Annotated in this window: 23 protein-coding genes and 1 pseudogene; 13 read left to right on the top strand and 11 right to left on the bottom strand. The window is 70.9% G+C overall.

Annotated elements, in window-relative coordinates; genetic code table 11:
• Positions 1–72 precede the first annotated feature (72 nt).
• Positions 73–1,527, top strand: a complete 1,455-nt coding sequence (locus tag KK483_RS15025; protein WP_262005741.1) for a hypothetical protein — start codon at positions 73–75, stop codon at positions 1,525–1,527.
• 460 nt (positions 1,528–1,987) lie between these two features.
• Here KK483_RS15025 and KK483_RS15020 read toward each other — a convergent pair whose 3' ends face one another.
• Positions 1,988–3,286 (bottom strand): ABC transporter substrate-binding protein, encoded by a 1,299-nt coding sequence (locus KK483_RS15020; protein WP_262005740.1) that lies wholly within the window; start codon positions 3,284–3,286, stop codon positions 1,988–1,990.
• Positions 3,287–3,490: 204 nt separating this feature from the next.
• Between KK483_RS15020 and KK483_RS15015 the strand changes: the two genes are divergently transcribed.
• Positions 3,491–3,937 (top strand): SCO4402 family protein, encoded by a 447-nt coding sequence (locus tag KK483_RS15015; RefSeq protein ID WP_262009502.1) that lies wholly within the window; start codon positions 3,491–3,493, stop codon positions 3,935–3,937.
• 46 nt (positions 3,938–3,983) lie between these two features.
• Positions 3,984–4,835 (top strand): formyltetrahydrofolate deformylase, encoded by an 852-nt coding sequence (gene purU, locus KK483_RS15010; protein WP_262005739.1) that lies wholly within the window; start codon positions 3,984–3,986, stop codon positions 4,833–4,835.
• 7 nt (positions 4,836–4,842) lie between these two features.
• Here the strand turns inward: purU and KK483_RS15005 are convergent, their stop codons facing one another.
• Positions 4,843–6,234 carry a maleylpyruvate isomerase N-terminal domain-containing protein gene (locus tag KK483_RS15005; protein WP_262005737.1) on the bottom strand — a complete coding sequence of 464 codons (1,392 nt, stop codon included), beginning with the start codon at positions 6,232–6,234 and terminating at the stop codon, positions 4,843–4,845.
• A complete protein-coding gene (locus KK483_RS15000; protein ID WP_262005736.1) occupies positions 6,231–6,815 on the bottom strand; it encodes an RNA polymerase sigma factor in 585 nt (194 codons plus the stop codon). Before KK483_RS15000 ends, KK483_RS15005 begins: the two co-directional genes overlap by 4 nt.
• A gap of 183 nt (positions 6,816–6,998) precedes the next feature.
• Here KK483_RS15000 and KK483_RS14995 point away from each other — a divergent pair, with 183 nt between their 5' ends.
• Both KK483_RS14995 and KK483_RS14990 read left to right on the top strand, forming a co-directional pair.
• Entirely contained in the window at positions 6,999–7,370 is a 372-nt protein-coding gene (locus KK483_RS14995) for an STAS domain-containing protein (protein WP_262005735.1), read from the top strand.
• Between the two features lie 39 nt (positions 7,371–7,409).
• The gene (locus tag KK483_RS14990; RefSeq protein WP_262005734.1) at positions 7,410–7,922 is read left to right on the top strand and encodes an EF-hand domain-containing protein; all 513 of its coding nucleotides are present in this window, start codon (positions 7,410–7,412) and stop codon (positions 7,920–7,922) included.
• Positions 7,923–8,654: 732 nt separating this feature from the next.
• Here KK483_RS14990 and KK483_RS14985 read toward each other — a convergent pair.
• From KK483_RS14985 to KK483_RS14965, 5 genes are all read right to left on the bottom strand, one after another.
• A complete protein-coding gene (locus KK483_RS14985; RefSeq protein ID WP_262005733.1) occupies positions 8,655–9,242 on the bottom strand; it encodes a class IV adenylate cyclase in 588 nt (195 codons plus the stop codon).
• Positions 9,239–9,916, bottom strand: a complete 678-nt coding sequence (locus KK483_RS14980; protein WP_262005732.1) for a class I SAM-dependent methyltransferase — start codon at positions 9,914–9,916, stop codon at positions 9,239–9,241. The genes KK483_RS14985 and KK483_RS14980 overlap by 4 nt, the downstream gene beginning before the upstream one ends.
• Positions 9,834–10,475: a hypothetical protein gene (locus KK483_RS14975; protein WP_262005731.1), complete on the bottom strand. Its 642-nt coding sequence runs from the start codon at positions 10,473–10,475 to the stop codon at positions 9,834–9,836. The genes KK483_RS14980 and KK483_RS14975 overlap by 83 nt, the downstream gene beginning before the upstream one ends.
• Positions 10,468–11,370, bottom strand: coding sequence for a radical SAM protein (locus KK483_RS14970; protein ID WP_262005730.1), 903 nt, complete (start codon positions 11,368–11,370; stop codon positions 10,468–10,470). The genes KK483_RS14975 and KK483_RS14970 overlap by 8 nt, the downstream gene beginning before the upstream one ends.
• Positions 11,371–11,443: 73 nt before the next feature.
• Positions 11,444–12,169, bottom strand: coding sequence for a haloacid dehalogenase-like hydrolase (locus KK483_RS14965; RefSeq protein ID WP_262005729.1), 726 nt, complete (start codon positions 12,167–12,169; stop codon positions 11,444–11,446).
• 98 nt (positions 12,170–12,267) lie between these two features.
• Here KK483_RS14965 and KK483_RS14960 point away from each other — a divergent pair, with 98 nt between their 5' ends.
• Together KK483_RS14960 and KK483_RS14955 are read left to right on the top strand one after the other, a co-directional pair.
• Positions 12,268–13,041, top strand: a complete 774-nt coding sequence (locus KK483_RS14960) for an XRE family transcriptional regulator (RefSeq protein WP_262009500.1) — start codon at positions 12,268–12,270, stop codon at positions 13,039–13,041.
• Complete coding sequence (locus KK483_RS14955; RefSeq protein ID WP_262005728.1) at positions 13,028–13,495, top strand: NUDIX hydrolase; 468 nt, start codon at positions 13,028–13,030, stop codon at positions 13,493–13,495. Before KK483_RS14960 ends, KK483_RS14955 begins: the two co-directional genes overlap by 14 nt.
• On the opposite strand, the gene KK483_RS14950 is transcribed toward KK483_RS14955, so the two are convergent.
• A complete protein-coding gene (locus tag KK483_RS14950) occupies positions 13,483–14,046 on the bottom strand; it encodes an HD domain-containing protein (RefSeq protein ID WP_262005727.1) in 564 nt (187 codons plus the stop codon). The two genes, KK483_RS14955 and KK483_RS14950, sit on opposite strands and share 13 nt — an antisense overlap.
• Positions 14,047–14,414: 368 nt before the next feature.
• On the opposite strand from KK483_RS14950, the pseudogene KK483_RS14940 reads away from it, so the two are divergent.
• Positions 14,415–15,347: pseudogene (locus KK483_RS14940) on the top strand (serine hydrolase domain-containing protein); the annotation flags it as partial.
• Here KK483_RS14940 and KK483_RS14935 read toward each other — a convergent pair.
• Positions 15,283–16,896, bottom strand: a complete 1,614-nt coding sequence (locus KK483_RS14935; protein ID WP_262005725.1) for a class I adenylate-forming enzyme family protein — start codon at positions 16,894–16,896, stop codon at positions 15,283–15,285. The pseudogene KK483_RS14940 and the gene KK483_RS14935 overlap by 65 nt on opposite strands.
• A gap of 124 nt (positions 16,897–17,020) precedes the next feature.
• Here KK483_RS14935 and KK483_RS14930 point away from each other — a divergent pair, with 124 nt between their 5' ends.
• From KK483_RS14930 to KK483_RS14915, 4 genes are all read left to right on the top strand, one after another.
• Positions 17,021–18,217: an amidohydrolase family protein gene (locus KK483_RS14930; RefSeq protein WP_262005724.1), complete on the top strand. Its 1,197-nt coding sequence runs from the start codon at positions 17,021–17,023 to the stop codon at positions 18,215–18,217.
• Positions 18,217–19,350, top strand: coding sequence for an acyl-CoA dehydrogenase family protein (locus KK483_RS14925; protein ID WP_262005723.1), 1,134 nt, complete (start codon positions 18,217–18,219; stop codon positions 19,348–19,350). The genes KK483_RS14930 and KK483_RS14925 overlap by 1 nt, the downstream gene beginning before the upstream one ends.
• A 1-nt stretch (position 19,351) precedes the next feature.
• A complete protein-coding gene (locus KK483_RS14920; RefSeq protein ID WP_262005722.1) occupies positions 19,352–20,227 on the top strand; it encodes an acyl-CoA dehydrogenase family protein in 876 nt (291 codons plus the stop codon).
• Positions 20,228–20,661: 434 nt separating this feature from the next.
• Positions 20,662–21,159 carry an ATP-binding protein gene (locus KK483_RS14915; RefSeq protein WP_262005721.1) on the top strand — a complete coding sequence of 166 codons (498 nt, stop codon included), beginning with the start codon at positions 20,662–20,664 and terminating at the stop codon, positions 21,157–21,159.
• A 3-nt stretch (positions 21,160–21,162) separates the two neighbouring features.
• On the opposite strand, the gene KK483_RS14910 is transcribed toward KK483_RS14915, so the two are convergent.
• Positions 21,163–22,089, bottom strand: coding sequence for a cyclase family protein (locus tag KK483_RS14910; protein WP_262005720.1), 927 nt, complete (start codon positions 22,087–22,089; stop codon positions 21,163–21,165).
• Positions 22,090–22,180: 91 nt separating this feature from the next.
• On the opposite strand from KK483_RS14910, the gene KK483_RS14905 reads away from it, so the two are divergent.
• Complete coding sequence (locus KK483_RS14905; RefSeq protein WP_262005719.1) at positions 22,181–23,092, top strand: SDR family NAD(P)-dependent oxidoreductase; 912 nt, start codon at positions 22,181–22,183, stop codon at positions 23,090–23,092.
• Positions 23,093–23,203 lie beyond the last annotated feature (111 nt).

The raw sequence follows: 23,203 nt of genomic DNA, 5'->3' as shown, positions 1-23,203 counted from the left end.
GGGTGTGCGGAGGCGTTCGTACACCCGGTAGCGTGAACCGACGATTCCGTAGGTTTACGTGTAGGAGTCCCGGTGACGCACAGCGGACAGGGTGACGAGACGCGGCTTCCGGCGGCGCGGCCCGCCCACGAAGGTGTCGTGCTGCCCGCGGACGGCAGTGGGCCCTGGATACCCGGAGTGAGCGAGGAGCAGGTCGCTCCGGCGGGCGGGGCGCCCTGGGGTGCGCCCTGGGGGCCCGAGCAGGGCGCGCAGCAGCAGCTGCCCCAGCAGCCGATGCCGCAGTCCCAGCCGCTTCCGGACCCGGGGCAGCACTCGCCGTACGCCCAGCCGCTGCCGCCGTACGACGGCGGGGCGACGGCCCAACTGCCCGGCCAGTACGCCCAGTACGGGCAGCAGCCGCCCGCCGCGCAGCCGCTGCCGCCGGTGCAGGCCCACCCGGTGCCGGTGCAGGCCCACCCGGCGGCGCCGGGCGACGCCGACGCCACGCAGTACATCGCGCCCGTTCCGCACGGCGGTCCCGGGGCGCTGCCGCCGGAGAACCCCGCCGAGTCGACCCAGTTCCTCGGGATGCGGCCCGCGGCCGCGGCGCCGCCCGCCGGCGGCGACGCCGAGGCCACCCAGTACCTTCCGCCGGTGCCGCCCGGGTCTCCGTACGGGATCCGGCCCGGCGCGCCGGGCGACCGGCAGCCGCCCGCGGAGTTCGACAACCTCTTCCGCAGCGACGCCGGCGGTGCGCCGGAGGCCGCCGCGGCGTCCACGCAGTACCTGCCGCCCGTGCCGCCGGCGCCGTCCGCCGCGTACACGCCGTCCGCTCCGTCGGCGGTGCAGCCGCAGCAGTCGTACACGCCGTCCACTCCGTCGGCGGTGCAGCCGCAGCAGTCGTACACGCCCGAGCGGCGCTCCTCGCGGATGCCGCTGATCGTCGCGGTCGTGGTCGGGTGCGCCGTGCTCGGACTCGGCGCGAGCGCGCTGATGTTCGGCGGCGACGACGAGAAAGCCCCGGCCGGCGACCAGGCCGTCGCCGCCGCGGACTCGCCGGCACCGGACACGTCGGGCGACGGCGCCGCCGACCCGGCGAAGGCGCAGGCCGAGGCGCTCGACAAGCTGCTCGCCGACAGCAACGACAGCCGCGCCGCGGTGATCCGCTCCGTCGAGTCGATCAAGAGCTGCAAGAACCTGGACCAGGCCGCGGCGGACCTGCGCGACGCCGCCGAGCAGCGCCGCGGCCTCGTGACCCGCCTGGCGGGCCTGAGCGTCGACGAGCTCCCGGACCACGCGGCGCTCACCGACGCGCTGAACCGGGCCTGGAAGGCGTCCGCCTCGGCAGACGATTACTACGCGGAGTGGGCCGTCCAGACCAAGGGCAAGAAGGGCTGCCCCGGTGGCACGGCCCGCCAGACCAACAAGACGGCCCAGGGGAACCGGGCGAGCGGCGACGCGACGACGGCGAAGCGTGAGGCGTCGACCCTCTGGAACGCGATCGCGGCCGACTACGGCCTCCTGAAGCGCGGCGCCACCCAGCTCTGACGGGGCCCGGCCCCACCGGCCCCTTGCGCGGGGCGTCCGGCCTGCGGGCCGGTGGGTGGTTTGTGCCCACCTGTTCCTTCCCCTAGGACTTCGTCCTGGGGCCCCCTGCGGAACGCCTGCCCACAAACCCGACCACCGGGGTCGGCTACGGCCGGTGACCTGGTCCGGGGGGCGCGGAGGGGTCGGGTTCGGGACACTCAAGCGTGATTTGTGGCACGCAACACGCACGGCACCTGCACAACCCCGGGCGGCGTGCCGTACGGGGGTCCGGGGGTGTCCCCCGGAAAAGCACAGCATGCCGTCCCGGACACGAGCCCCGCAGCGCCACCCGGACGGCAACCACCCGCCACCGGGCAACCCCAACACACCCAGCCCGTCCGGCGCTTGAGGACAAAAACACCGGGCACCAACCCAACACGCGGCAACACCGCACGGCCAACCGCACCCCCCGCCGGGGGCGTTACACCGACTGCGCGTTCCGCATCGTGCTGGTCACGTTCACGAAGCCCTCGCGCTGTGCCACCAGACGGCCGTCGCGGACCACCTGGAACGTCACGCCGCGGTTGACCACGCGCGGGAAGTCCTGGGTGCCCAGCATGTCCGCGTAGCGCCAGCGGAGGGACGGGGTCAGGCCGCCGGTGTCGACGCGGACGCCGGTGTCGAGGGCGTGGGTGACGGCGCCGGAGGTGATCTCGGGGCGGTCGAGGGTCTCGATGACCTTCTTCAGCACGGTGTAGGCGATCCATGTCGTCTGCACACCGGCGTCCGCGGCGTCGATCCGGTTGTCGCCGAACGCGTGCTCCCGGATCACGTTCCGCATCGTCCCCCACCGTTCGTCGCCGGCGTTCGGGTACCAGCCGGTCATCAGCGCGCCCTCGAAGGGGCCGCTCGCCCCGCCCGTGCGGTCGATGAGGGGCTGGTCGACGGAGCTGAGGACGGAGGAGACCCGGACGTCGCCGCCGCTCTCCTCCCGCAGTCGCCGGAAGGAGTCGAAGAACGTCTCGGTCCGTTCACCGAGCACCGCCGTCACACAGCCGTTCTCGTCGCCCGCGTCGTCCAGCGCCTCCTCGGCCTTGGCCGAGTACTCGGTCGAGTCCTCGGCGGCCTTGATGTCGGACGACGCCTTCCGGTTGCCCTCGGCGAGCCCCGCGTTCAGCAGCACGGGCAGGTCGTCGCCGGCGACCGTGTCCGGCCGTACCAGCGAGACCTTGCGGCAGCCGTCCGCCAGCTGCCGGCCGTTGCCGGCGAGCAGCGCGGCCTGGCCGCCGTTGACGGGGTAGGAGAGGTAGCTGGTGAACTCCTCGTCGGAGATCCCGTAGCCGCCTATGTACGGGATGCCCGCCGCCTCGAGCGGTGCCATGAAGGCCCGGCCGTGCTGGCTGTACGAGCCGACGACGGCGATCGAGTTCTCGCGGACCGCGCGCCGGGCGCATGCCGCGGCGCCGGAGCTGGTGTTGCGCTCGTTGCAGGTCAGGACGCGCAGCTGGTGCCCGTCGATGCCGCCGCGCGAGTTGACGTACCGGGCGAATGCCTGCGCCATGGCGGGCATGCCCGGCATGTTGGTCGCCTTGGTCTCGTCGGGCGCGAAGGTCATCACGGTGACGGGTGCCCGGGAGCCGCCCGTCGTTCCGGGGAGTACGCCGCACCCCGACAGCGACGCCGCAACCGTGGCCGTGCACACGGCGGCGGTCGCCGCGGTCCTGAGGGAGTGCAGGGAGTGCAGGGAGTGCGGGGAGGAGGAACGTCGCCATCCGGTCATGCCACCGCACATTTCCGCTTCGCGGGTAACGCTGGAGTGTGGGAACTTCAACGAACGGTGACGGGAGGGTGAATTACGGGGGCTGGAGAACGCGGGTTTGTGGGGAACGTACGATCGACCTCCGCAAGCTGCGAGCTCACAAGGACCGAGCTCACGAGGTGAACGTCAATGAACTCTTCCCGCCGCGGCCGTCCCTCCTCCACCATGGGCGGCATGCCTGTCAATGACATGCCCTGGTGGCGCTGGCGCCTGAACGTGCGCTCGGCGCTGCACATGCTTTCCGACCCCGTCTTCCATCAGGAGACCTGGCTCGCGGGCCACGAGGGGTACGGCGATGTCACCGACGCCGTCTACCGGCTGGTCGAGGACACCTGGCTGGACAGCTGGTCCGCCGAGAAGTACGTCGGGACGATCTTCCGGGACTCGGGCGAGGCGGCTCTCGTCGACGTCGCGGTGCTGCGGGTGCTGCGGATCATGCACCAGGTCGGCGCGGACGCCCCGGTGTCGGCGTACATGGAGCACCACGGCTGGCCGGAGGCGGTACGGGCCGCGCGCGAGGCCCATGTGCGGCTTGCGGCGAACGACGGGGAGGACCCGGACGCGGCGCCGCGGACGCTGGAAGTACTGCGGATCCTGACCCGGTCCGCCTGACGGACACGGCTCCGCCGGTCCCCGTGGGGTGTGGCACCCTACGAGGATGACCGACCAGTACGTCCTCACGCTCTCGTGCCCGGACAAGCAGGGCATTGTGCACGCCGTCTCCAGCTACCTCTTCATCACCGGCTGCAACATCGAGGACAGTCAGCAGTTCGGAGACCGGGACACGGGTCTGTTCTTCATGCGGGTGCACTTCTCGGCCGAGGCTCCCGTGACCGTGGAGAAGCTGCGGGCCAGCTTCGCCGCCGTCGGCGACTCGTTCCAGATGGACTGGCAGCTCCACCGCGCCGACGAGCGGATGCGGGTGGTGCTGATGGTCAGCAAGTTCGGCCACTGCCTGAACGATCTCCTCTTCCGCTCCAGGATCGGCGCGCTGCCGGTCGACATCGCGGCCGTCGTCTCCAACCACACCGACTTCGCCGAGCTCGTCGGCTCGTACGGCATCCCCTTCCGCCACATCCCGGTGACGAAGGACGCGAAGCCGCAGGCGGAGGCGGAGCTGCTGGAGCTGGTGCGCGAGGAGAACGTCGAGCTGGTCGTCCTCGCCCGCTACATGCAGGTGCTGTCGGACGATCTGTGCAAGCAGCTGAGCGGCCGGATCATCAACATCCACCACTCCTTCCTGCCGAGCTTCAAGGGTGCCAAGCCCTACCACCAGGCGCACGCGCGCGGGGTGAAGCTGATCGGCGCGACCGCCCACTACGTGACGGCCGACCTCGACGAGGGCCCGATCATCGAGCAGGAGGTCGAGCGGGTGGGGCACGAGGTGACGCCGGACCAGCTCGTGGCGGTCGGGCGCGATGTGGAGTGCCAGGCGCTCGCGCGCGCGGTGAAGTGGCACGCGGAGCACCGCATCCTGCTGAACGGCCGCCGCACGGTGGTCTTCGCGTAGGGGCCCGTCACAGACGCGACAGCGAAGCCGCCGCGAAGAGCACGTCGCGGATGGCCTCGCGGTCGCCGTCCTGGCCCGCCGCGGCCTCGACCGGGGAGACATGACCCGCGACGAGCTGGCAGAACTCGACGGAGTCGAGGGCGACCTGGGCCACCGCGCGAGCCGGGTCGCCGAGGGCGGCCGGGGAGTCCAGCGCGATGTACCAGTGGCCGCCGCCCGCGCCCTCGACCTCCAGATGGAGCGAGCGGCCCGGGGAACCCGCCGCGACCAGATGGCGGGCCGGCCCCGCCAGACCGGCACGGCGCCGGGCGGCCAGCGCCGCGGGCAGCAGCCGGGCCGCGAGGTCGATCATGTGGTGCAGATGCGTGGGGCTCGGCGGGTCGTACGGATACGACACCGCGTTCGCGATGTCGTCCGCGTGCACCCAGCACTCGAAGGCCCGGTCGAGCAGCGAGTCCCGCAGCGGCAGCGCGAAGTCGCCGTACGACACCGACAGCTCGGAGACCCCGCGGCCCGCGAACGACACGGTCCGCACCAGCGCGTGGCTCTGGTCGCGCCACGGCGCGCGGATCCGCCGGGTCGGCGGGAAGTGGGTGGAGCGCCAGTACTGGTCCGTGCGCACGGACGGGGAGCGCGGCGCGTCCTCGCCCGCCGGGTCCTGGAGGCCGAGGGCCGACGCGACCAGCCCGTCCACGGACATCAGATGGCCGATGACGCCCGCGACGGTCGTCTTGCGGCTCACCGCCTCCTGTCCGTCGAACCACCTCAGCCGCAGCGGCGTGTGCCACTCCGAGTCGCCGATGTCCCGCAGCAGCGCGTCGAGCCGCGCCGTCTCCGCGTCGTACGGAGTCGCCCAGGCGGGGATCGGGATACGGGCGGGCCGGCGCCCCAGGCAGTTCTCCAGCACGCGGGAGCGCAGCAGCGGGTCCAGGTCCAGATCGCGGTCCGCGTGCAGCAGGGCGACCGCGTCGCGCAGCCGCAGCGCCTCGTCCGCGCACGGGGCGCACTCGGTGAGGTGCTCCTCGACCGCCGTGGTCTCCTCGGCCGAGCAGGCCGCCAGCGCCCATGCGCCGAGCAGGGACTTCAGGACGCCGTGGGGCATCCGGCCGACGGCGGCCGGCTCACCGGACGGCCCCTGGCCCGACGGCACGGGGTCCGGTCGTACGGGGCCGACCTGTCGTACGGGGTCCGGTCGTACGGGGCCGACCTGTCGTACGGGGTCCGGCCGCACGGAGTCCGGCCGCACGGGGTCGGGCCGTACGGGGTCGGGCAGCACCGGCGGGGGCGACAGGTCGTCACCCGCCGCCCGCGGTCCCGGTATGCGCGGCGCGGCCCCCGGCCCCTGCTCCGAAGGCTCGTCGGGGCCCGGGCCGTGCCCGCCGCCCAGCGGTCCGTTCATGGCGTGCGCCCGGATCCGGGCGGCGGCGCGCCCTCGACGAGTGCGCGGGTGTTGGCCGTGGACAGCAGCTGGAGGCCGAGCCTGAGCCGCCGCCGTGCCTCGTCCTCGGTGACGCCGAGGTCCGCCGCGGTCTGCCGGTAGTCCCTGCGCTGGTGGTACGCGAGCTCCAGCGCGGCCCGCAGCGGCGCCGGCATCGACGTCACGATGTAGTCGGCGCGGGCGGCGACGGACGCCCGGCGCATCTTCTGCTCCAGCTCCTCCGCCGATCCCGCGCCGCTCGCCGACTGGGCCGCCGCCTCCTGCTCGCGCAGCCGGTGCAGGGCCTGGCGGTGGGTGAGCCGGGCCATCCAGGCGCGCATGGAGCCCTGCTTGGTGTCGTAGGCGTCCGGGTTCTCCCAGACGTAGCCGAAGACTTCACGGGTGACCTGGTCGGCCGCGTCGTCGTCGTCGAGGACCCGGTAGGCCTGGTTGTGCACGAGGGAGGCGAACCGGTCGTACAGCTCGCCGAGCGCGGCGGCCTCGCCCCGCGCCAGCCGCTGCTGCATCCTGCGGTCCCAGCGGGGTGGTGTGTCCTTGGCCATCCGGCGCTCCCCAACCCTCCGCGTGTCTCGCTCCTGCTCCTGCTGCCCTCGTCCTCATCGAATGTAGTGGCCCGCGCCACCGGCGCACGCCCCTTTGCGGCAAGTACGTCAGCAAGGGTTTGAGGCCGCGGTGGCTGGGCAGCGGCGGCTGGGAAGGCAAGCCTCCGGATCGCGGGATGTGTGATGCTCGACGTCGAACAGGGCAAGCAGGGCGCCTGGACCGTGCTGCACGTACGGGGCGAGCTCGACCTGGTCAGCTCGCCCGTTGTCCGCCGCCGGATCCATGACGCGGTCGCCATGGGCCGCCGGGACCTGGTCCTCGACCTGTCCGGGGTGCTGTTCTGCGACTCCAGCGGCGTCGGCGTGCTCATATCGACCCGCAGGCTGATGCGCTCCTGCCGGGGCCGGCTGCGGCTGATCCTCCCGGCCCGCGGCGCCGTCGAGGGCTCGCATGTGAACCGGGTGCTGGCCGCGCTGGGGGTGCGCCGGCTGTTCGAGGTGTACGAGGACGTGACCGCGGCCGTCGACGAGGAGGCGGAGCCCCTCTCCGCGTAACGGGAGCGCGAAGCGGCTCCCACGTCGTACCCTCCCCGCATGGACAGCGCAGAGTACGAGCGCAAGATCGCCCACCGGTTCGCGGAGTTCGACCAGGACGGCAACGGCTACATCGACCGTGAGGACTTCAGCAGGGCAGCGGCGGCGCTGCTCGCCGAGTTCGGCACGACCGCACGCTCCGACAAGGGGCAGGCCCTCTATTCGGGCGCGGAGGCGTTCTGGCAGGGCATGGCGGGGATCGCGGACGTGGACGGCGACCAGCGCGTCAATCGCCAGGAGTTCGTCGACGGCGCGGTGAAGCGGCTGCGCGACAACCCGCACCGCTTCGCCGAGATCGCCAGGCCCTTCCTGCACGCGGTGGTCGCCATCGCCGACGAGGACGGCGCCGGGGTCACCCCGGCCAACGCGGCCCGAGTCCTCCGCGTCCTCGGCGTCGAGCCCTCGCGCTGCGACGCGGTCGCCACGGCCCTGGACGCGGACGGCGACGGCCACATCGGCGAGGCCGAGATCCTGGCGGCCTTTGCGGCGTACTACGTCACCCCGGAGCCGTAGCCTCCGGCGGGGTTGGCGCCCGCCTACGGGTGGCGGGCCCCGCCGCGCCGAGGGTGTCGCAGGCGGAGGCGGCGAACCAGCGGTGGCATCCGCCCTGTCGACATGGATAAGGGGGCGAGTGGTGCCCGTCCCCGCCCGAAGTCGAGGACGGGCAACGCCTGGCGCATACGACGCGGCCGGCCGATCAGGTCCTGTCCAAATGCCAGCCGCATCAGCCGCTCGGCGAGGAGCAGCGCGAGCGGGCCTCCGGGAAGGAGGAACCGGCCCTCCGTGGCCGCTGTGATCGCGTCCTCGCCAAGAACAACGCGACTTGGGCCGGGCTGTCCAGTGGCCAGGGGGGCTTAACGTCGGCGGAGGAACCTGCTTTGGCCCCGATGTCGACCGGTACGCCGTGCGGAGGGTGGTTCCAACACACGGGTCTCGCTCGGCCGGTCAGGCCGAGCCAGTTCATCCTTGCTGAGGATAAACTGCCAGACCCGTTCCTGGAGCACACGGACGCAGGGCCCGCAGGCGTACATGGGTGCCTGCGCACCGGCGACGCTTGCGGGGCCAATCCACATGACACGCGTCCATTGCTGTCCGCAGTAAAGCCAGCAGGAGCCGTTCACCCACTTGTTGGCGTCGTCCGTGGCCGCTGGCGCGGGGAGACCGCCGCGGGCGAAATCGGCGATCCCGGGGATCACCCTGTGCGGTAAGGCGAGTTCGGTAAGCATCACTTGTCCACCTCCGGGATCAACGGCCTCGGACCGTCGCGGAGGGGATCTCGTGCTTTTCGGCGGCGGCGAAGAGGAGGGTGGGCTCAGCGAGGATGTCGCGGCCCGCCTCGCGCTTGTAGATCTCGTCGACGCTGCCGAACCGGGCCTCGGAGTAGTCGAGGTCTAGCAGGGCCGCCGCCTGCCGGACCGACGCCTCGTCGGGGCCCTCGATCTCCAGGAAGGTGGGGAGGTCGGGCCAGGTGTCGAAGTCGAAGGCGACCTCACCCAGGCGCCACTCCTCGCGGTAGTTCTCCTGATAGCGGACCTCGGTCAGACCGAGGTGGCGGAGGATGTCGGCCATGGCGTGCAGGTCGGTGACCTCGGTCTCGACCTCGGTCGTGCCGTCGATCGTCGTGGCATCGGTGACCCGCTTGAGCGTGAGCGTCGAGCGGGTGCCCTCGTCCCGCAGGCGGAGCCACGCGCCGCCATCGAGGGCGTCGTTCTCGAAGATCTTGCGGGTGAGGAGGGTGCGCGGGAACGCCTGGACGGCGCCGAGGGTGGTGAGCTTGGCCTGGAGGCCGGTGACATCGACGGCCAGGAACTTCGCCTCGTACTCGTGCTTCATGAGTCCTTCTTTCCTAGTGCGCGGGAGAGGGTGGGCGTACGGGCCGCGAGGAGGAGGCCCATGCGGTGGGTGTGATCCTGGGGCTGGCCGATGTGTGCTCGCTCGGTGAACTCGTTCGTGCGCAGGGTCAGCAGCACGTCCCAGTCGCCGATGAAGTGGTGTCGCAGGCGTTCGGGGGAGGTGTAGTGCTCGACCAGGTGGTGGCGCTTCTCGACGGGCATCATGAACTCCGCGCCGAACACACCACCGGGACGGACCAGACGCTGCATACGGTCGACGAACTCGGCGAGCGGGCGGTGATGGTTGGCACTGTAGTGCCACGAACAGCTCGTCCAGATCGCGTCGCATGAGATGTTCAGGGGATCGCCCTGAAGGAAGTCTTCTTCCACTACGCGCACTTTGTCGTAGAGCTCTTCCAGCTTGAGCCGGTCGATCAGGCCCCTCGCGTGGGTGTGATTGTCACCCGGGAGGCTGATCTCGCCACCGTGAAGGACGAGCGCGTCGCGTTCGATGGCGATGACGCGATATCCGGCGGCGGCGAGCGGCAGGACGAACTTGCCGTCGCTCGCGCCGACGACCGCGACGGTGGCGTCAGGGGCGACCCGTTCTTTCAGCGTGGCGAGGAACTGGGGGAAGAAGGTGAGGGTGTGCTCCCACAGGCTCTGTGTCTGCACGGGAGTGTGCTCCTTGCGTGTCGGTGGCGACGATCGCCTGGAGGACCTCGTCGGGGCTGAGGTCCGTGGTGTCCACGCGATGCATCGGGAACGGGGCGTAAGCGTCGGTCACCTGGTCCGTGACGGTCTCGACGAGGGCGTCCCAGTGGGAGACCGGCTTGTAGCGCGCGGCGAGGCGGCGATGGCGCTCGCCCTCGGCGCAGACAAGGTGGTAGGTGACGGGCTGGGGCAGGGTGGGCGGCAAGGTGATGCCGAGACCGGCGCCGAGGGCGCGGTGGTTGGCCATGCAACGGGCGAAATAGCTCTCCACGACGACCGGGACGCCGGCCGTCAGGTGGCGCCGTATCTCGTCGGCAGCGGTGAACAGCGCGGAGAGGTAGAAGCACATCCGTGCCTCGACATTCCTCCGTTTGTCCATCTCATGCCTCAGGGGCTGGAAGACGGGTGGCACGGTGGCGAGGAGGACGGCCTGGCGGGCCTCGGCCAGCATCGGGGCGATGGTCGACTTACCGGTGCCTCGTAAGCCTTCGAGGCTCTCGAAGAGTGGGTGGTCAGGCACGGGCGTACACCACGTCCGGCACCGCGAGCGTGAGCTCGTCCATGGTGGAGGGCCGGTGGACGATGCGGTTCGCGGACTTCTCGTACCAGAACGCGTGCGAGTCCTTGCCGACGGCCTTGCAGGACATGGTGAGCGCGCCGCGCGGGTCGGCCTCGATCCGTTCGATCTCACGCGGGCCGTCGGCCGGCGCGCAGATCTCAGGGGCGCCGTGCTCGGACAGGTCCTCGTCGACGATGACCTCGATGAACAGTTCAGCGGTATGGAGCTGCTCACGGAGCCTGCTGTAGGCGGTCGGGTCGGTGATCAGCAGTTCCGGATGTTCCGCGGCGTTGCCGACCGCACGCAGGTGGTGAAGCTTCAGCTGACGCACCCCGAAGTGCGTGAGGGTACGTGCCAGGGGCAGCACTTCGTTGATGTTCTGGGAGGTGACCGTCATGGTCACTCCGGTGGGGACACCGAGTCGTCGGGCGAGGGCCAGGGATTCGAGCGCGCTCTCATAGCTGCCGACCTTGCGGATACGGTCGTTGGTCGAGCCGATCCCTTCCAAGGAGACGCGCAGCAGGTCCAGGTGGGGAGCGATCTCGGTCAGGCGGCGCTCGATCCGGTACCCGTTGGTGCAGATCTCGACCTGCTGGCCCAGTTCCTCCTTGGCGTGCCGGACGACCTGGGCGAGGTCCTTGTAGACGAACGGCTCCCCGCCGAGCAGGGTGACGGCCTCAGTGCCGTACTGCTCGCGCATCAGGGTGAGAAGGCTGACGGCCTGCTCGACGGTGAAGGCGTCGGCGTGCTGGAGCCTCTTGCCGTGGAAGCAGTGGTCGCATTCGAAGTTGCAGCGGTACAGCAGCTGGAGGTACAGCATCCGGATCTTCTGGATCGCGGTCACTTCCCCGATCACGTGAGCTCCTTGGGCTAGTTGCCTGATGGGAGCCCTGATAGTGGCCGGGTACCCGGGGACCCCGTCACCGCGTCTAGGGACAGCCCGAGGACGTCCTAGGACGTTTCCTGTACGCCGCGAAGATCTCCAGAATCCCGAGAAGCTCTGCGGTGTCCGACAGGTCCGGCAGCACCACGGACGCGCCGGCGTCGGCCAGTTCCTCGGCGCTGTGGATACCCGAGGCGACTGCGATGATCCCGGAGTCTGTGGCGAGGGCGGCCTCGACGTCTCGCGGCGTGTCGCCCACCAGCACGGCGGGCACATCGGCCGAGACGTCGTAGAGCCGTCGGGCCCGCTCACGAGCAACCGCTACAAGGTTGGGACGGAGCTCTGCGTCCGCGCCGTAGGCGCCCGCAGACAGGTCCAGCAGGGCATCGAGGCCGAAAGCGGACAGCTTCACGCGGGCGTTGGCGGCGATGTTGCCGGTGAGGACCGAGGACACCCAGTCCGCATGTGCCGAGGCCGCCTTGAGAACCTCACGTACACCCGGCAGAGCGGTCCCCCGCACCCGGAGATCGCCGAGGCGCTCCTCTCCGGCATGGGCAAGGGCGGCCTCGATCGCGGGCCAGTCCGGTTCGAGCAGCCCGTCACGAAGGAACATGTCGCGCATGATCAGGCGATCTGTGCGCCCCTCCGTCCGCGCCGGCCCCGTTGGTCGGCGTCCAGCGAGGGCCGAGAACGCGGCAGCGTAGATCTCCTTGCTCACCCCCGCGTTCTCGATGAGGGTGTGGTCGATGTCCCACAGAACGATGAGCTGCATGCCGCCAGGGTAGGCATCCGGTGCGCCCCCCCCGGTTCCGCGAGAACGTCCCGTAACGTCCTTGCGCGATCACGTCGCGCAGCGTTTCCATGACCTCTGTGAACGAGCGACTGCACTCCGTACTCGCCCAGCGCGGTGTCTTACCCGAATCGCTCGCGGAAGTCTGCGAGGTGGACCCCAAGACGGTAAGTCGGTGGCTGGGCGGGCGCGTTCCCCACCCACGGCACCGCTACCGGGTCGCGCGCCATCTGAGAGTGGAGGAGACGTTCCTCTGGCCCGCCCCGCCCCGACGGGCCACGCGGGCCGGTGACGGCTTAGGCACCGAGCTCGTCGGCACCTATCAGAACCGTGCGAGTGTCCCGCGGGACATGTGGATCTCCCTGCTGCGGGAGGCCCAGGCGGAGATCGGCGTTCTCGTCTTCTCCGGCACCTTCTTCGCGCAGTCCAACCCCCACGTCGCCAAGATGCTCGCCGAGCGCGCCACCGACGGGGTCCGAGTGCGGCTGTGCTTCGGCGACCCGGAAGGTCAGGCAGTGGTCATCCGGGGCCGCGAAGAGGGAATCGGTGACACCCTGGCTGCCAAGATCCGCGCATCCCTGACGTACTACCGTCCCCTGCTGGCCGAGGCCGGATGCGAAGTACGACTGCACGACACCACCCTCTACACCTCCCTGTTCCGCTACGACGACAACCTGCTGGTCAACCCGCACGTGTGGGGCCAGCCGGCCAGCGCCAACCCCCTGCTCCACCTCAACAGAGTTGACGGCTCAGGATGGTTCGCCAACTACGCTCAGAGCTTCGAAGCCGTCTGGGCCAGCGCACGGCCCTGGACACCCGACCAGGAGGGGACCGCCGCACATGGGCAGGACTGAGTACTACAACGACCCCGCCGCTCCGAAGGCGAACACCCTCATCCCCGCCAGCAACCTGCTCGTCGTCGACGACAGCGGCGCCATCCTGCTTCAGCGCCGCCGAGACACCGGCCAGTGGGCCCTCCCGGGCGGAGCCCAGGACATCGGCGAGACCGCCGCTCAGTGCGCGGTACGGGAATGCCTGGAGGAGACCGGCATCATCGCCGAGATCACCGGATTCCTCGGCGTCTACACCAACCCGAACCACATCGTCGCCTACACCGACGGCGAGATCCGCCAGCAGTACGAGAACACCTACATCGGCCGCCCAGTCGGCGGCGAGCCCACCATCAACGACGAGGCCGACGGCGTCCGCTTCATCCAGCCGGCCGACCTCGACGAGTTCGACATCCACCCCAGCATGCGCCAGCAGATCGGCGACTACCTCGTCGGCACCTACCCCTACCTCGGCTGAGCCGCCAACGCCGCCTCCACCCGCTCCACGGCGGCGAAGATCTCCGGCGCCGCCCGACAAATGAACCGCCCGACGACGCCGTCGGCCCCGTAACGACCGACGATCTCCGCGACCCGTTCCTGCTCGGTGGTCCGGTGCCCGTCGGGCGTGGTGGTCATGTCGCAGTAGACCAGCGCATCCACCAGCAGAGGATCCTCCAACAACGGGAACTCAGCTGCCAGTTCCTCCCGCAGCCCGCGCTCCTCGGCCTCCAGCAATGCGAACGAGTGGTTCGCCACCAACCGCACCAGCCGCTCCTCCGCACTGTGCTGATCGCGAAGAAACCGGGCGCCATCGAGCGGGTGGAACCCCGTCGCGGCCAGTCGCGGCGCGTACCCCACATCATGCAGCGTCGCGGCGGCGATCAGCAGGTCGGCTTCCCTCCCCAGGATCCGGCCCACCTCGGCCGCCCGGGCTGCGACTCCTTGGCTGTGCGCCCACCGCCGAGGGAGCGCACCACCGAGCTCGGCCTCCGCGACCCGCCTGGCCCAGTCCACCATCACCTCGTCCATGGCCCACTACATGCCCTGAAGGAGTGGTTGCCAGTCGTACTGGTTCTTGTCCCTGTGGCGTGCCATTCCCGGAGGATAAGACCCGAACGACAGCCGACCGAGGGAGAGCACAGGCAGCTCCGGACATCGCGGCTGAACTCACCGACCGCACTGTGCTCCTGTTGGACGACGGCCGGATTTCCTCCGGGGCCCGGGCTGAACTCGGCACCGTGCACTACGTTCTACGCGATCACCGTTGACCCCGGAGGGCATGACATGGCCGACGAGACGACGACCGAACAGGCAAAGGGCACCGCCGGTTTCCTGCTGGAGATGGGGATGTTGAAGAGGGCAAAGCGCTCCGGCTGGTGGATCGCGGGCGTGAAGGCATGCTGGCCGAGCGCGGCAGACTGGACCTCGACGCACCGGTGGCAAAGTACTGGGCGGAGTTCGCGGCGAACGGCAAGTCTGACATCCCCGTACGCTGGCTCCTGTCCCACCAGGCCGGCCTGGTCGCACTGGACCAACCGTTGCCGTTGACCGAGGCGTTGGCCTGGAATCCCATGGCCGCTGCACTGGCGGCACAACGTCCGCTGTGGACGCCGGGCAAGGCACACGGGTACCACGGCCGAACCTGGGGCTGGCTGGTCGGCGAGGTGATCCGCCGAGTTTCCGGCCGCTCGCCGGGCCGCTTCTTCGCCGACGAGATCGCGGACCCTCTGGATCTGGACTTCTTCATTGGCTTGCCGGCGAGCGAACGCAATCGAGTCAGCCGTATGGCGTACCGACGGCCAGCCGTCGACCTCACCACCGTCCCAGTCGAGTCCGTTCCCGAGGAGCTCCGCGAACAGGTGGCCGCCTGGCGCGACCCGAACTCCTTCAGCAATCGGGCGTTCGCGGTCACTGACCCCGCAGCAATCGACTTCGACTCCGCTGAGGTGCAGGCCGCGGAACTCCCGTCCTCCAACGGCATTGGCACCGCCCACGCACTCGCGCGCATGTACGCCGCGCTGATCGGCGAGGTTGACGGCGTACGCCTGCTCACCCCGGAAACCCTGGCATCGGCGGCCAAGGAACAGGCAAGCGGGAAAGACCAGGTGATGCTGATCCCGAGCCGATTCAGCACCGGCTACATGCTGCCCACGGAGGGCAACCCCATGACCGGCCCAAACGCTTTCGGTCACACCGGTCGCGGCGGCTCACTCGGCTTCGCCGACCCGGAGCACGGCATCGCCTTCGGGTACGTGATGAACCACATCATGGGCGGGTCCGACGATGCGCGCGCAAATTCTCTGACCGAAGCGGTGCGGAAGTCGCGCTGAACCGCTCCCGCAGCTTGTACTTCAGGACCTTCCGGAGGGCCTCGTTCCGCGGCAGCGCCTCCATCACCTCCACCTGCTCCGGCAGCTTGTGCACGGCGAGGCCCGCCTCCCGCAGGTAGGCCGTGATGTCAGCGAGCCCCGGCGGAGCGCCGGCACCGGGGCGCGGCGTGAGCACCGCGCAGACGCGCTCCCCGCGCTCGGGGTCGGGCAGGCCGATGACCGCCGCCTCCCCGACCGCCGGGTGCTCGTGCAGCAGGTCCTCGATCTCCTTGGCCGAGATGTTCTCGCCTTTGCGGATGATGACGTCCTTGAGGCGTCCGGTGAGGACGAGATGCCCGGACTCGGTCAGATGCCCGAGGTCACCGGTGATCAGAAAGCCGTCCGGATCGAAGACCGCCGCGCTCTGCGCGGGGTCCAGATAGCCGCGGCAGACGGCCTCGCCCCGCAGCCGCACCTCGCCGTCGACGATCCGTATCTCCATGCCCTCCGGCGGCCGGCCCTCCGTCGTCGCGAGGTTCTCGGGGGTGTCGTCCGGGTCGCCCATCGTGATCATCGGCACCTCGGTCATGCCGTAGCCGTGGGTGAGCTGCACGCCCATCTCGCGGACGATCGCGTGGTACAGCTCGGGCGGTTTCGCCGCGCCGCCGCCCGCCAGCAGCCGCAGGCTGGGGACGACCGGCTCCCCGGGCCGTTTGCGCTGTTCGGCCAGGAACATCGCGTAGAAGGCGGTGGATCCGCCGGCCGTCGTGACCCCGTGCCTGCGGTACGTCTCCAGCGCGTCCGGGAGCGCGAACTTCTCGAAGAGGACGGCCGGGAACCCGTACAGCAGCAGCATCACCAGGTAGTCCGCCCCGCCGATGTGGGCGAAGGGGAACGCGATCGAGCCGACGTCGTCCGGGGTGAGCCGCAGCGCGTGTGCCAGGCAGGAGCCGCCGGCGATCAGTGAGCGGTCGGTGTGCAGCACGCCCTTCGGGTCGGAGGTGGTGCCGGAGGTCCAGTAGATCCAGCGCACGGACGCGCCTCCGCCAGGGCCTCCGCCAGGGCCTCCCCCCGGGCCTTCGGCCGGGGAGGTCCCCCCGTCCGGCGGCGGGGGCAGCACGGCCGGATCGCCGTCCGGCAGTGACGCGTACGCGTCGAAGACGCCGCGCGCGCCGAGCCGCCGCGCCATCTCCCCGTGGTCGAAGCCGCGCCAGGTGCCCGGCACCGCGAAGAACTCCGCCTTCGACTCGCGCAGCGCGAAGCCGACCTCCCGGTCCCGGTAGAACGGGATGATCGGGGACTGCACGGCGCCGATCCGGGCCAGCGCGCCGCTGAGCAGGACGGTCTCGATCCGGGTGGGCAGCTGCCAGGCGACGACCGTCCCCGGGCGTACGCCCATCGCGCACAGCCCGGCGGCGACCCGCTCGCAGCGGTCGCGCAGCTCGCCGAAGGCCAGCCGCCTGCCGTCGTCCTGGATCAGCGCGGTGCGGTCGGGGGTGAGCGCGGCGCGGCGGTCGATGAGCTCCCAGAGGGTGCGGGAGGCGCCCAGGGCGTGTGCGGTCTCGGTCATGTCCCCTCCGATAGAGCTGACGGGCAGTCAGATCGTGCGGAGAGCGTAGGGCCGGTCGCCTTGTCGGTCCAGGGGTGCGGGGCTAGCCTGATTTCTGACGACCCGTCAGAAGCGGAGGCCCGCGATGCACCAGGAACTGCCTCGGATCATCAGCGTCGACGACCATGTGATCGAGCCCGCGCATCTCTTCGAGACCTGGCTGCCGGCGAAGTACCGGGACCGCGGGCCGCAGCCGCTGACCGCCGGGATCGGCGAGCTGGCGTACGTCGGCGGCAAGTACCAGATCACGATGGACCCGGACGGTCCCCCGACCGACTGGTGGATCTACGAGGACCTCAAGTTCCCGTACAAGCGCAACATCGCCGCCGTCGGCTTCGACCGCGACGACATGACGCTGGAGGGCATCACCCGGGCAGAGATGCGGCGCGGCTGCTGGGACCCCAAGGCCAGGCTGGAGGATATGGACCTCAACCATGTCGAGGCGTCCCTCTGCTTCCCCACCTTCCCCCGCTTCTGCGGCCAGACCTTCGCCGAGGCCAAGGACAAGGAGGTCGCGCTCGCCTGCGTCCGCGCGTACAACGACTGGATGGTGGAGGAGTGGTGCGGCGACAGCGGCGGCCGGCTCATCCCGCTCTGCATCATCCCGCTGTGGGACATCGACCTCGCCGTCGCCGAGATCCGGCGGAACGCGGCGCGCGGGGTCCGGGCCGTCACCTTCAGCGAGATCCCCACCCACCTCGGGCTGCCGTCGATCCACTCAGGCTACTGGGACCCGTTCTTCGCGGTCTGCCAGGAGACCGGGACGGTCGTCAACATGCACATCGGCTCGTCCTCGCAGATGCCGGCCGCGTCCCCGGACGCCCCGCCCGCCGTGCAGGCGTCGCTGTCCTTCAACAACGCCATGGCCTCGATGATGGACTTCCTCTTCAGCGGGGTCCTGGTCAGGTTCCCCGCGCTCAAGCTCGCCTACAGCGAGGGCCAGATGGGCTGGATCCCGTACGCGCTGGAGCGCGCGGACGACGTGTGGGAGGAGCACCGGGCCTGGGGCGGGGTGCGGGACCTCATCCCCGAGCCGCCGTCCACGTACTACTACCGGCAGATCTTCTGCTGCTTCTTCCGCGACAAGCACGGGGTCGCCTCGCTGGACGTGGTGGGCCGGGACAACGCCACCTTCGAGACCGACTATCCGCACGTCGACTCGACCTTCCCGCACACGAAGGAGGTCGCGCTCGACCATGTCGCCGGGCTCGACGACGAGACGGTCTACAAGCTGATGCGCGGGAACGCGATCCGGATGCTGGGCCTGGACCTGGACGCGTAGTGGAACTGACGTACACGCAGGAGGAAGAGGCGTTCAGGACGGGACTGCGCGAATGGCTCGCGGTGGCCCTGCCGAAGCTGCCGCCGAAGCCCTCGCCCGACGACTGGCCCGGCCGCCGGGTGTACGACACGGGCTGGCAGCGGGCGCTGCACGACGCCGGATACGCCGATGTCCACTGGGACGCGTCCCCGACCCAGCGGCTGATCTTCCTGGAGGAGACGGAGAAGGCCGGAGCGCCCTACGTGGGGGCCAACTTCGTCGGGCTGCTGCACGCCGGTCCGACGATCGCGGCCGAGGGGACGCCGGAGCAGCGGGAACGCTGGCTGGCACCGATCCTGCGCGGTGAGGAGATCTGGTGCCAGGGCTTCAGCGAGCCCGACGCGGGCTCCGACCTCGCCTCGCTGCGGACCCGGGCGGTGCGGGACGGCGACACCTATGTGGTGACCGGGTCGAAGACATGGACCTCGCACGCCGAGGTCGCCGACTGGTGCGAACTGCTGGTGCGCACCGACCCGGACGCCCCGAAGCACCGCGGGATCTCCTGGCTGGCGATGCCGATGGACGCCCCCGGAATCACCGTACGGCCGCTGCGCACGCTGGCCGGGTCGGCGGAGTTCGCCGAGGTCTTCCTGGACGAGGTGCGGGTGCCGGCCGCCAACCGGGTGGGGGAGGAGAACGACGGCTGGCGGGTCACGATGGTGACCCTGTCCTTCGAGCGCGGCACGGCCTTCGTCGGCGAAGTCGTCGCCTGCCGCCGCACCCTGGGCGAACTGGCGCGCACCGCACGCGCCGACGGGCGCTGGGACGATCCCGTGCTGCGGCGCAGACTGGGCAGGCTGAACGCGGAGTTCGGCGCGCTGTGGCGGCTGACCCAGTGGAACGTCAGCGAGGCCACCCGCACGGGCGGGGTGCCGGGCGTCGGCGGCTCGGTCTTCAAACTGCGCTACTCCCACGCCCGCCAGGAGCTGTACGACACGGCGGCCGAGGTCCTCGGCCCCGACGCGCTGGACCTGGACCGGGAGTGGACCCTGGACCGGCTCTCCTCGCTGTCGTACACGATCGCCGCCGGCACCTCCCAGATCCAGCGGAACATCGTCGCCGAGCGCGTCCTCGGCCTGCCGAAGGGCCCCTGACGTGGACTTCCGACTCACGGACGACCAACACGCCCTGCGCAGGGGCGTACGCGACCTCCTTGCGGCCCGCTTCCCCCGCACCGCCCTGCGCGCGGCGGCCGACCGGGAGCCGCCCGCAGTGGACCGGGCGCTGTGGCGGGAGCTCGGCGACGCCGGGTTCTTCGCGCTGCGGCTGCCCGAGGCGGAGGGCGGGGTCGGGCTCGGACTGCCCGAGGCGGTGCTCGTGTTCGAGGAGGCCGGGCGGGTGCTGCTGCCCGGTCCGCTCGTGGCCACGCACCTCGCGGCGGGGACGGTGCCCGGTGCGGCCACCGGCGAGACCGTGGTGACCGCGGTGGACGGCGCGCTCGTGGCCTGGCTGGACGAGGCCGACGCGGTGGCCGGGGACGCGGCCGGCGCCGTCGCCGTACGATCCGTCGATCCGCTCACCCCACTGCACCGGCTGCCGGCGGGGGCGGCGTCGGAGCCGGCGACCGACCCGGCCGCCGTTCTGCTCACGGCGGCCGAGCAGCTCGGCTCCGCGGCCCGCACCACCGAGCTCGCGGTGCGGTACGCCAAGGAGCGCGAGCAGTTCGGCCGGCCCATCGGCGGCTTCCAGGCGGTCAAGCACCTCTGCGCGCAGATGCTGGTGCGCACCGAACTCGCCCGCGCCGCCGTGTACGCGGCGGCCGTCACCGCCGACCGGGTCGAGATCGCGGGTGCCAAACTCCTCGCCGACGAGGCTGCGATCCAGGGCGCCCGTGACTGCCTCCAGGTGCACGGCGGCATGGGCTTCACCTGGGAGGCCGATGTGCATCTGCACCTCAAGCGGGCCTGGGTGCGGGCCCGTTTCCGGCAGACGGCGGACCAGGCGGAGGAGTTGCTCGCGGCGGCGCTCTGAGCGAACGGGCGGGCGGAGGGACGGGAGGGGTCGGTATGTCACCGTGCGTGGCTCCGCACGTTGATATCGGGTTGTGTCCTTCGCGGACTCGTCACGGCCCGGAGTCGGGCCCGCCCTCCGGTACGCTCCGTGGGGTGCGAGATGCGTGCTGCTCCGGGGAGTGTGACATGTGCGGCTCCACCGGATTGGCCCCGAACCTCCGGCCGGGCACCGGCATGGCCACCGGAGCGAAAAGCGCCGCTCGCACAGGGTGTTCGACTACCCGCAGTGTGCGCCGCACAGTATGCATCACGCGTACTCCTTCGCGCTGGAATATGCCCGAAGCCCTTGTTGCGGTGACTGTACGTCAACCATGCTGTCTCATAAGGCCATCACGTTCCGTGATGGCTGTGAGGCGCGAGGCGATGTGTCCGCCGGTTCGGATGGTGTGAACGGTGCAGGTGCTTCAGGTTCAGTTGGAGGTCGGGCCGGATCCCGCCGAAGTGGGACGTGCCCGGAGGTGGGCCCGTTCACGGCTCGCCGGTTCCGGGATAGGGGACGACGAGCCGCTGGCGGAGACGCTGGTGCTGCTCATCTCGGAGCTCGTCACCAACGCGGTGGTGCACACCGGCTGCCCCGCCGTGCTGCGCATGCTCTTCGGCGCGGGCGACGCGGTCAGGGTGGAGGTCGCCGACACCAGCGCCCGGCCGCCGCAGCCCCGCCATGCGCAGGGGGGCGACACCAACGGCCGCGGCCTGGAGCTGGTCGACGGGCTCGCCGACCGCTGGGGCTGGCAGCCCGAGGGGTCCGGCAAGAGCATCTGGTGCGAGGTCGACCGGTGCGCAGGGGCCCCGATGCCCGGTGAAGCGGTTCCGGCGGGCGCGGCAGGTGCGGCAGGTGCGGCAGGTGCGGCGGCGCACACGCCGGTGCCGACGCCCGTGCCGACGGCTTAGGGCCTACAGCACCGCGACCGGAGCGACGGGGGTCCCCGTGCCGCCCACGAACGGCTCGGGTGTCGCCGACAGGAGGAAGGCGTACCGCCCTTCCTCGACGCAGGCGGTCGAGAGCTCCTCCAGATTCCAGTTCTGCCCCTGGAGCATGCCCATCTCGACCAGATCGAGCGCGTGCACGGGCAGCCACAGGTCCTCGTGCTCCGGCGGGAAGATCTCGAAGGTCAGCGTGTCGTTCGCGACGGCCGCGGCGTCGCGGCCGTGGAACCACTCGGGCGTACGGATCGAGAGCCCCGGCGACGGATACGCGTACCCGTGCTTGTCGCCGCCCAGGTACGCCTGGATCTGCCCGGTCCGTACGAGCACGACGTCCCCGGCCCGTACGCGTACGCCGCCGAACTCCTCCGCCTCCGCCAGGTCTTCCGGCGTGACCGCATGGTCGCCGGGCAGTCGGTCCACGCCCTTCGCGCGGGCGACGTCGAGCAGCACACCGCGCGAGACGAGCGTGGTGACCTTGTCGATACCGCTGAACCGGGCCCCGGCGTGGGCGGTGACGGTGTCGGCCGGGCGGCCGTTGTAGATCTTCCCCGAGTGGGAGGCGTGGGTGAGCGCGTCCCAGTGCGTGCCCGCCTGGAGCCCCATGGTCACGGCGTCGTCGCTGGTGGCGACCGTGCCGGGGCCGAAGAGCTCCTGGTTGATCTGGACCATCGTGTGCAGCGGGTTGACCCGGCCCGGGATCATGCCGGTCTGCACGCCGTCCTGCTGGAGGGGGAGGGCGAGCGGCACCCGGCGTCCGGTGCGGACCTCCGCCGCGGCGCCCCGCACCACCTCGCCGGTGATCAGGTTGAGCGTGCCGATCTCGTCGTCCGCGCCCCAACGCCCCCAGTTGTTCACGCGCTTGGCGATCTCGTGGAACTGCTCCGGCAGTGACATCGGTCCTCCTCGGTTCCTGGGTCTTGTGCTGGGGTGGGCGGCCGCTCATAGAATCTAACGGTCCGTCAGAAACTGCGGGAAGGGGCCGGACGTGGGGAACTTCTTGGCAGGCAAGGTCGTCGCCGTGACCGGTGCCGGGCGCGGCATCGGCCGCGCCGTGGCCCTCGCCTGCGCCGCCGAGGGAGCGAAGGTCGTCGTCAACGACTACGGGGTCTCGATCGTGGGCGCCGAGCCCGCGTCGGAGATCGCCGAAGCCGTCGTCAAGGAGATCGAAGCCGCGGGCGGCGACGCGGTCGCCGTCGCGGACGACATCTCGACCATGGCGGGCGGGCAGCGCGTCACCGACACGGCGCTGGCGCGGTACGGGCGGATCGACGGTGTCGTCTGCGTCGCCGGCATCCTGCGCGAGCGCATGCTCTTCAACATGACCGAGGAGGAGTGGGACCCGGTCGTCGCCACCCATCTGAAGGGCACCTTCACCGTCTTCCGGGCCGCCTCGGCGGTCATGCGCAAACAAGGCGGCGGCACGCTCATCGGCTTCACCAGCGGCAACCACCAGGGCTCGGTCGCCCAGGCCAACTACTCCGCCGCCAAGGGCGGCATCATCTCCCTGGTCCGCAGCGCCGCGCTCGGCCTGCACAAGTACGGCGTCACGGCGAACGCGGTCGCCCCGGTCGCACGGACGCGCATGTCCGCGAACGTCCCCATGGAGCTGAAGGAGATCGGCGAGCCGGAGGACGTCGCCGCATTCGTCGTCTACCTGCTCTCCGACCGCGCGAAGGCGGAGAACATCACCGGCCAGGTCTACACGATCGCGGGCCCCAAGATCGCGGTCTGGGCGCAGCCGCGGGAACTGCGGGCCGGGTACGCGGACGGCGCCTGGACCCCCGAGAAGATCGCCGACTTCCTCCCGGGGACGGTGGGGACGGACCCCATGCCGATGCTGGCCCGCCTGGAGGAGATGGCCCGTGCGGCGGCCTCGGGCGACCGCCCGAACGCGTAGCCCGTCCCGGGAGGTGCGGTGGTGGACGCGTACGGGGCCCCGCTCGGCGGGCCCCCACGACCCACGGCGGCGCCGCGAGCTGCCGCGAGCGGCGTCGGCAGCAGGGCTGTT

This window comes from Streptomyces sp. FIT100 (assembly GCF_024584805.1).
Classification (GTDB): domain Bacteria; phylum Actinomycetota; class Actinomycetes; order Streptomycetales; family Streptomycetaceae; genus Streptomyces.
Note: the sequence above shows the minus strand (reverse complement) of the source record. Positions and strands in the feature narration are given on the sequence as shown.

Bases quoted from the DNA above. Each gene is read 5' to 3' on its own strand.
- KK483_RS14955 (WP_262005728.1), top strand. From the start codon at position 13,028: ATGGGCAGGACTGAGTACTACAACGACCCCGCCGCTCCGAAGGCGAAC.
- KK483_RS14990 (WP_262005734.1), top strand. From the start codon at position 7,410: ATGGACAGCGCAGAGTACGAGCGCAAGATCGCCCACCGGTTCGCGGAG.
- KK483_RS14985 (WP_262005733.1), bottom strand. From the start codon at position 9,242: ATGAAGCACGAGTACGAGGCGAAGTTCCTGGCCGTCGATGTCACCGGC.
- KK483_RS14965 (WP_262005729.1), bottom strand. From the start codon at position 12,169: ATGCAGCTCATCGTTCTGTGGGACATCGACCACACCCTCATCGAGAAC.
- KK483_RS14930 (WP_262005724.1), top strand. From the start codon at position 17,021: ATGCACCAGGAACTGCCTCGGATCATCAGCGTCGACGACCATGTGATC.
- KK483_RS14950 (WP_262005727.1), bottom strand. From the start codon at position 14,046: ATGGACGAGGTGATGGTGGACTGGGCCAGGCGGGTCGCGGAGGCCGAG.
- KK483_RS15020 (WP_262005740.1), bottom strand. From the start codon at position 3,286: ATGACCGGATGGCGACGTTCCTCCTCCCCGCACTCCCTGCACTCCCTG.
- KK483_RS15005 (WP_262005737.1), bottom strand. From the start codon at position 6,234: ATGAACGGACCGCTGGGCGGCGGGCACGGCCCGGGCCCCGACGAGCCT.
- KK483_RS14910 (WP_262005720.1), bottom strand. From the start codon at position 22,089: ATGTCACTGCCGGAGCAGTTCCACGAGATCGCCAAGCGCGTGAACAAC.
- KK483_RS15000 (WP_262005736.1), bottom strand. From the start codon at position 6,815: ATGGCCAAGGACACACCACCCCGCTGGGACCGCAGGATGCAGCAGCGG.
- KK483_RS14995 (WP_262005735.1), top strand. From the start codon at position 6,999: ATGCTCGACGTCGAACAGGGCAAGCAGGGCGCCTGGACCGTGCTGCAC.
- purU (WP_262005739.1), top strand. From the start codon at position 3,984: ATGACCGACCAGTACGTCCTCACGCTCTCGTGCCCGGACAAGCAGGGC.
- KK483_RS14935 (WP_262005725.1), bottom strand. From the start codon at position 16,896: ATGACCGAGACCGCACACGCCCTGGGCGCCTCCCGCACCCTCTGGGAG.
- KK483_RS15015 (WP_262009502.1), top strand. From the start codon at position 3,491: ATGGGCGGCATGCCTGTCAATGACATGCCCTGGTGGCGCTGGCGCCTG.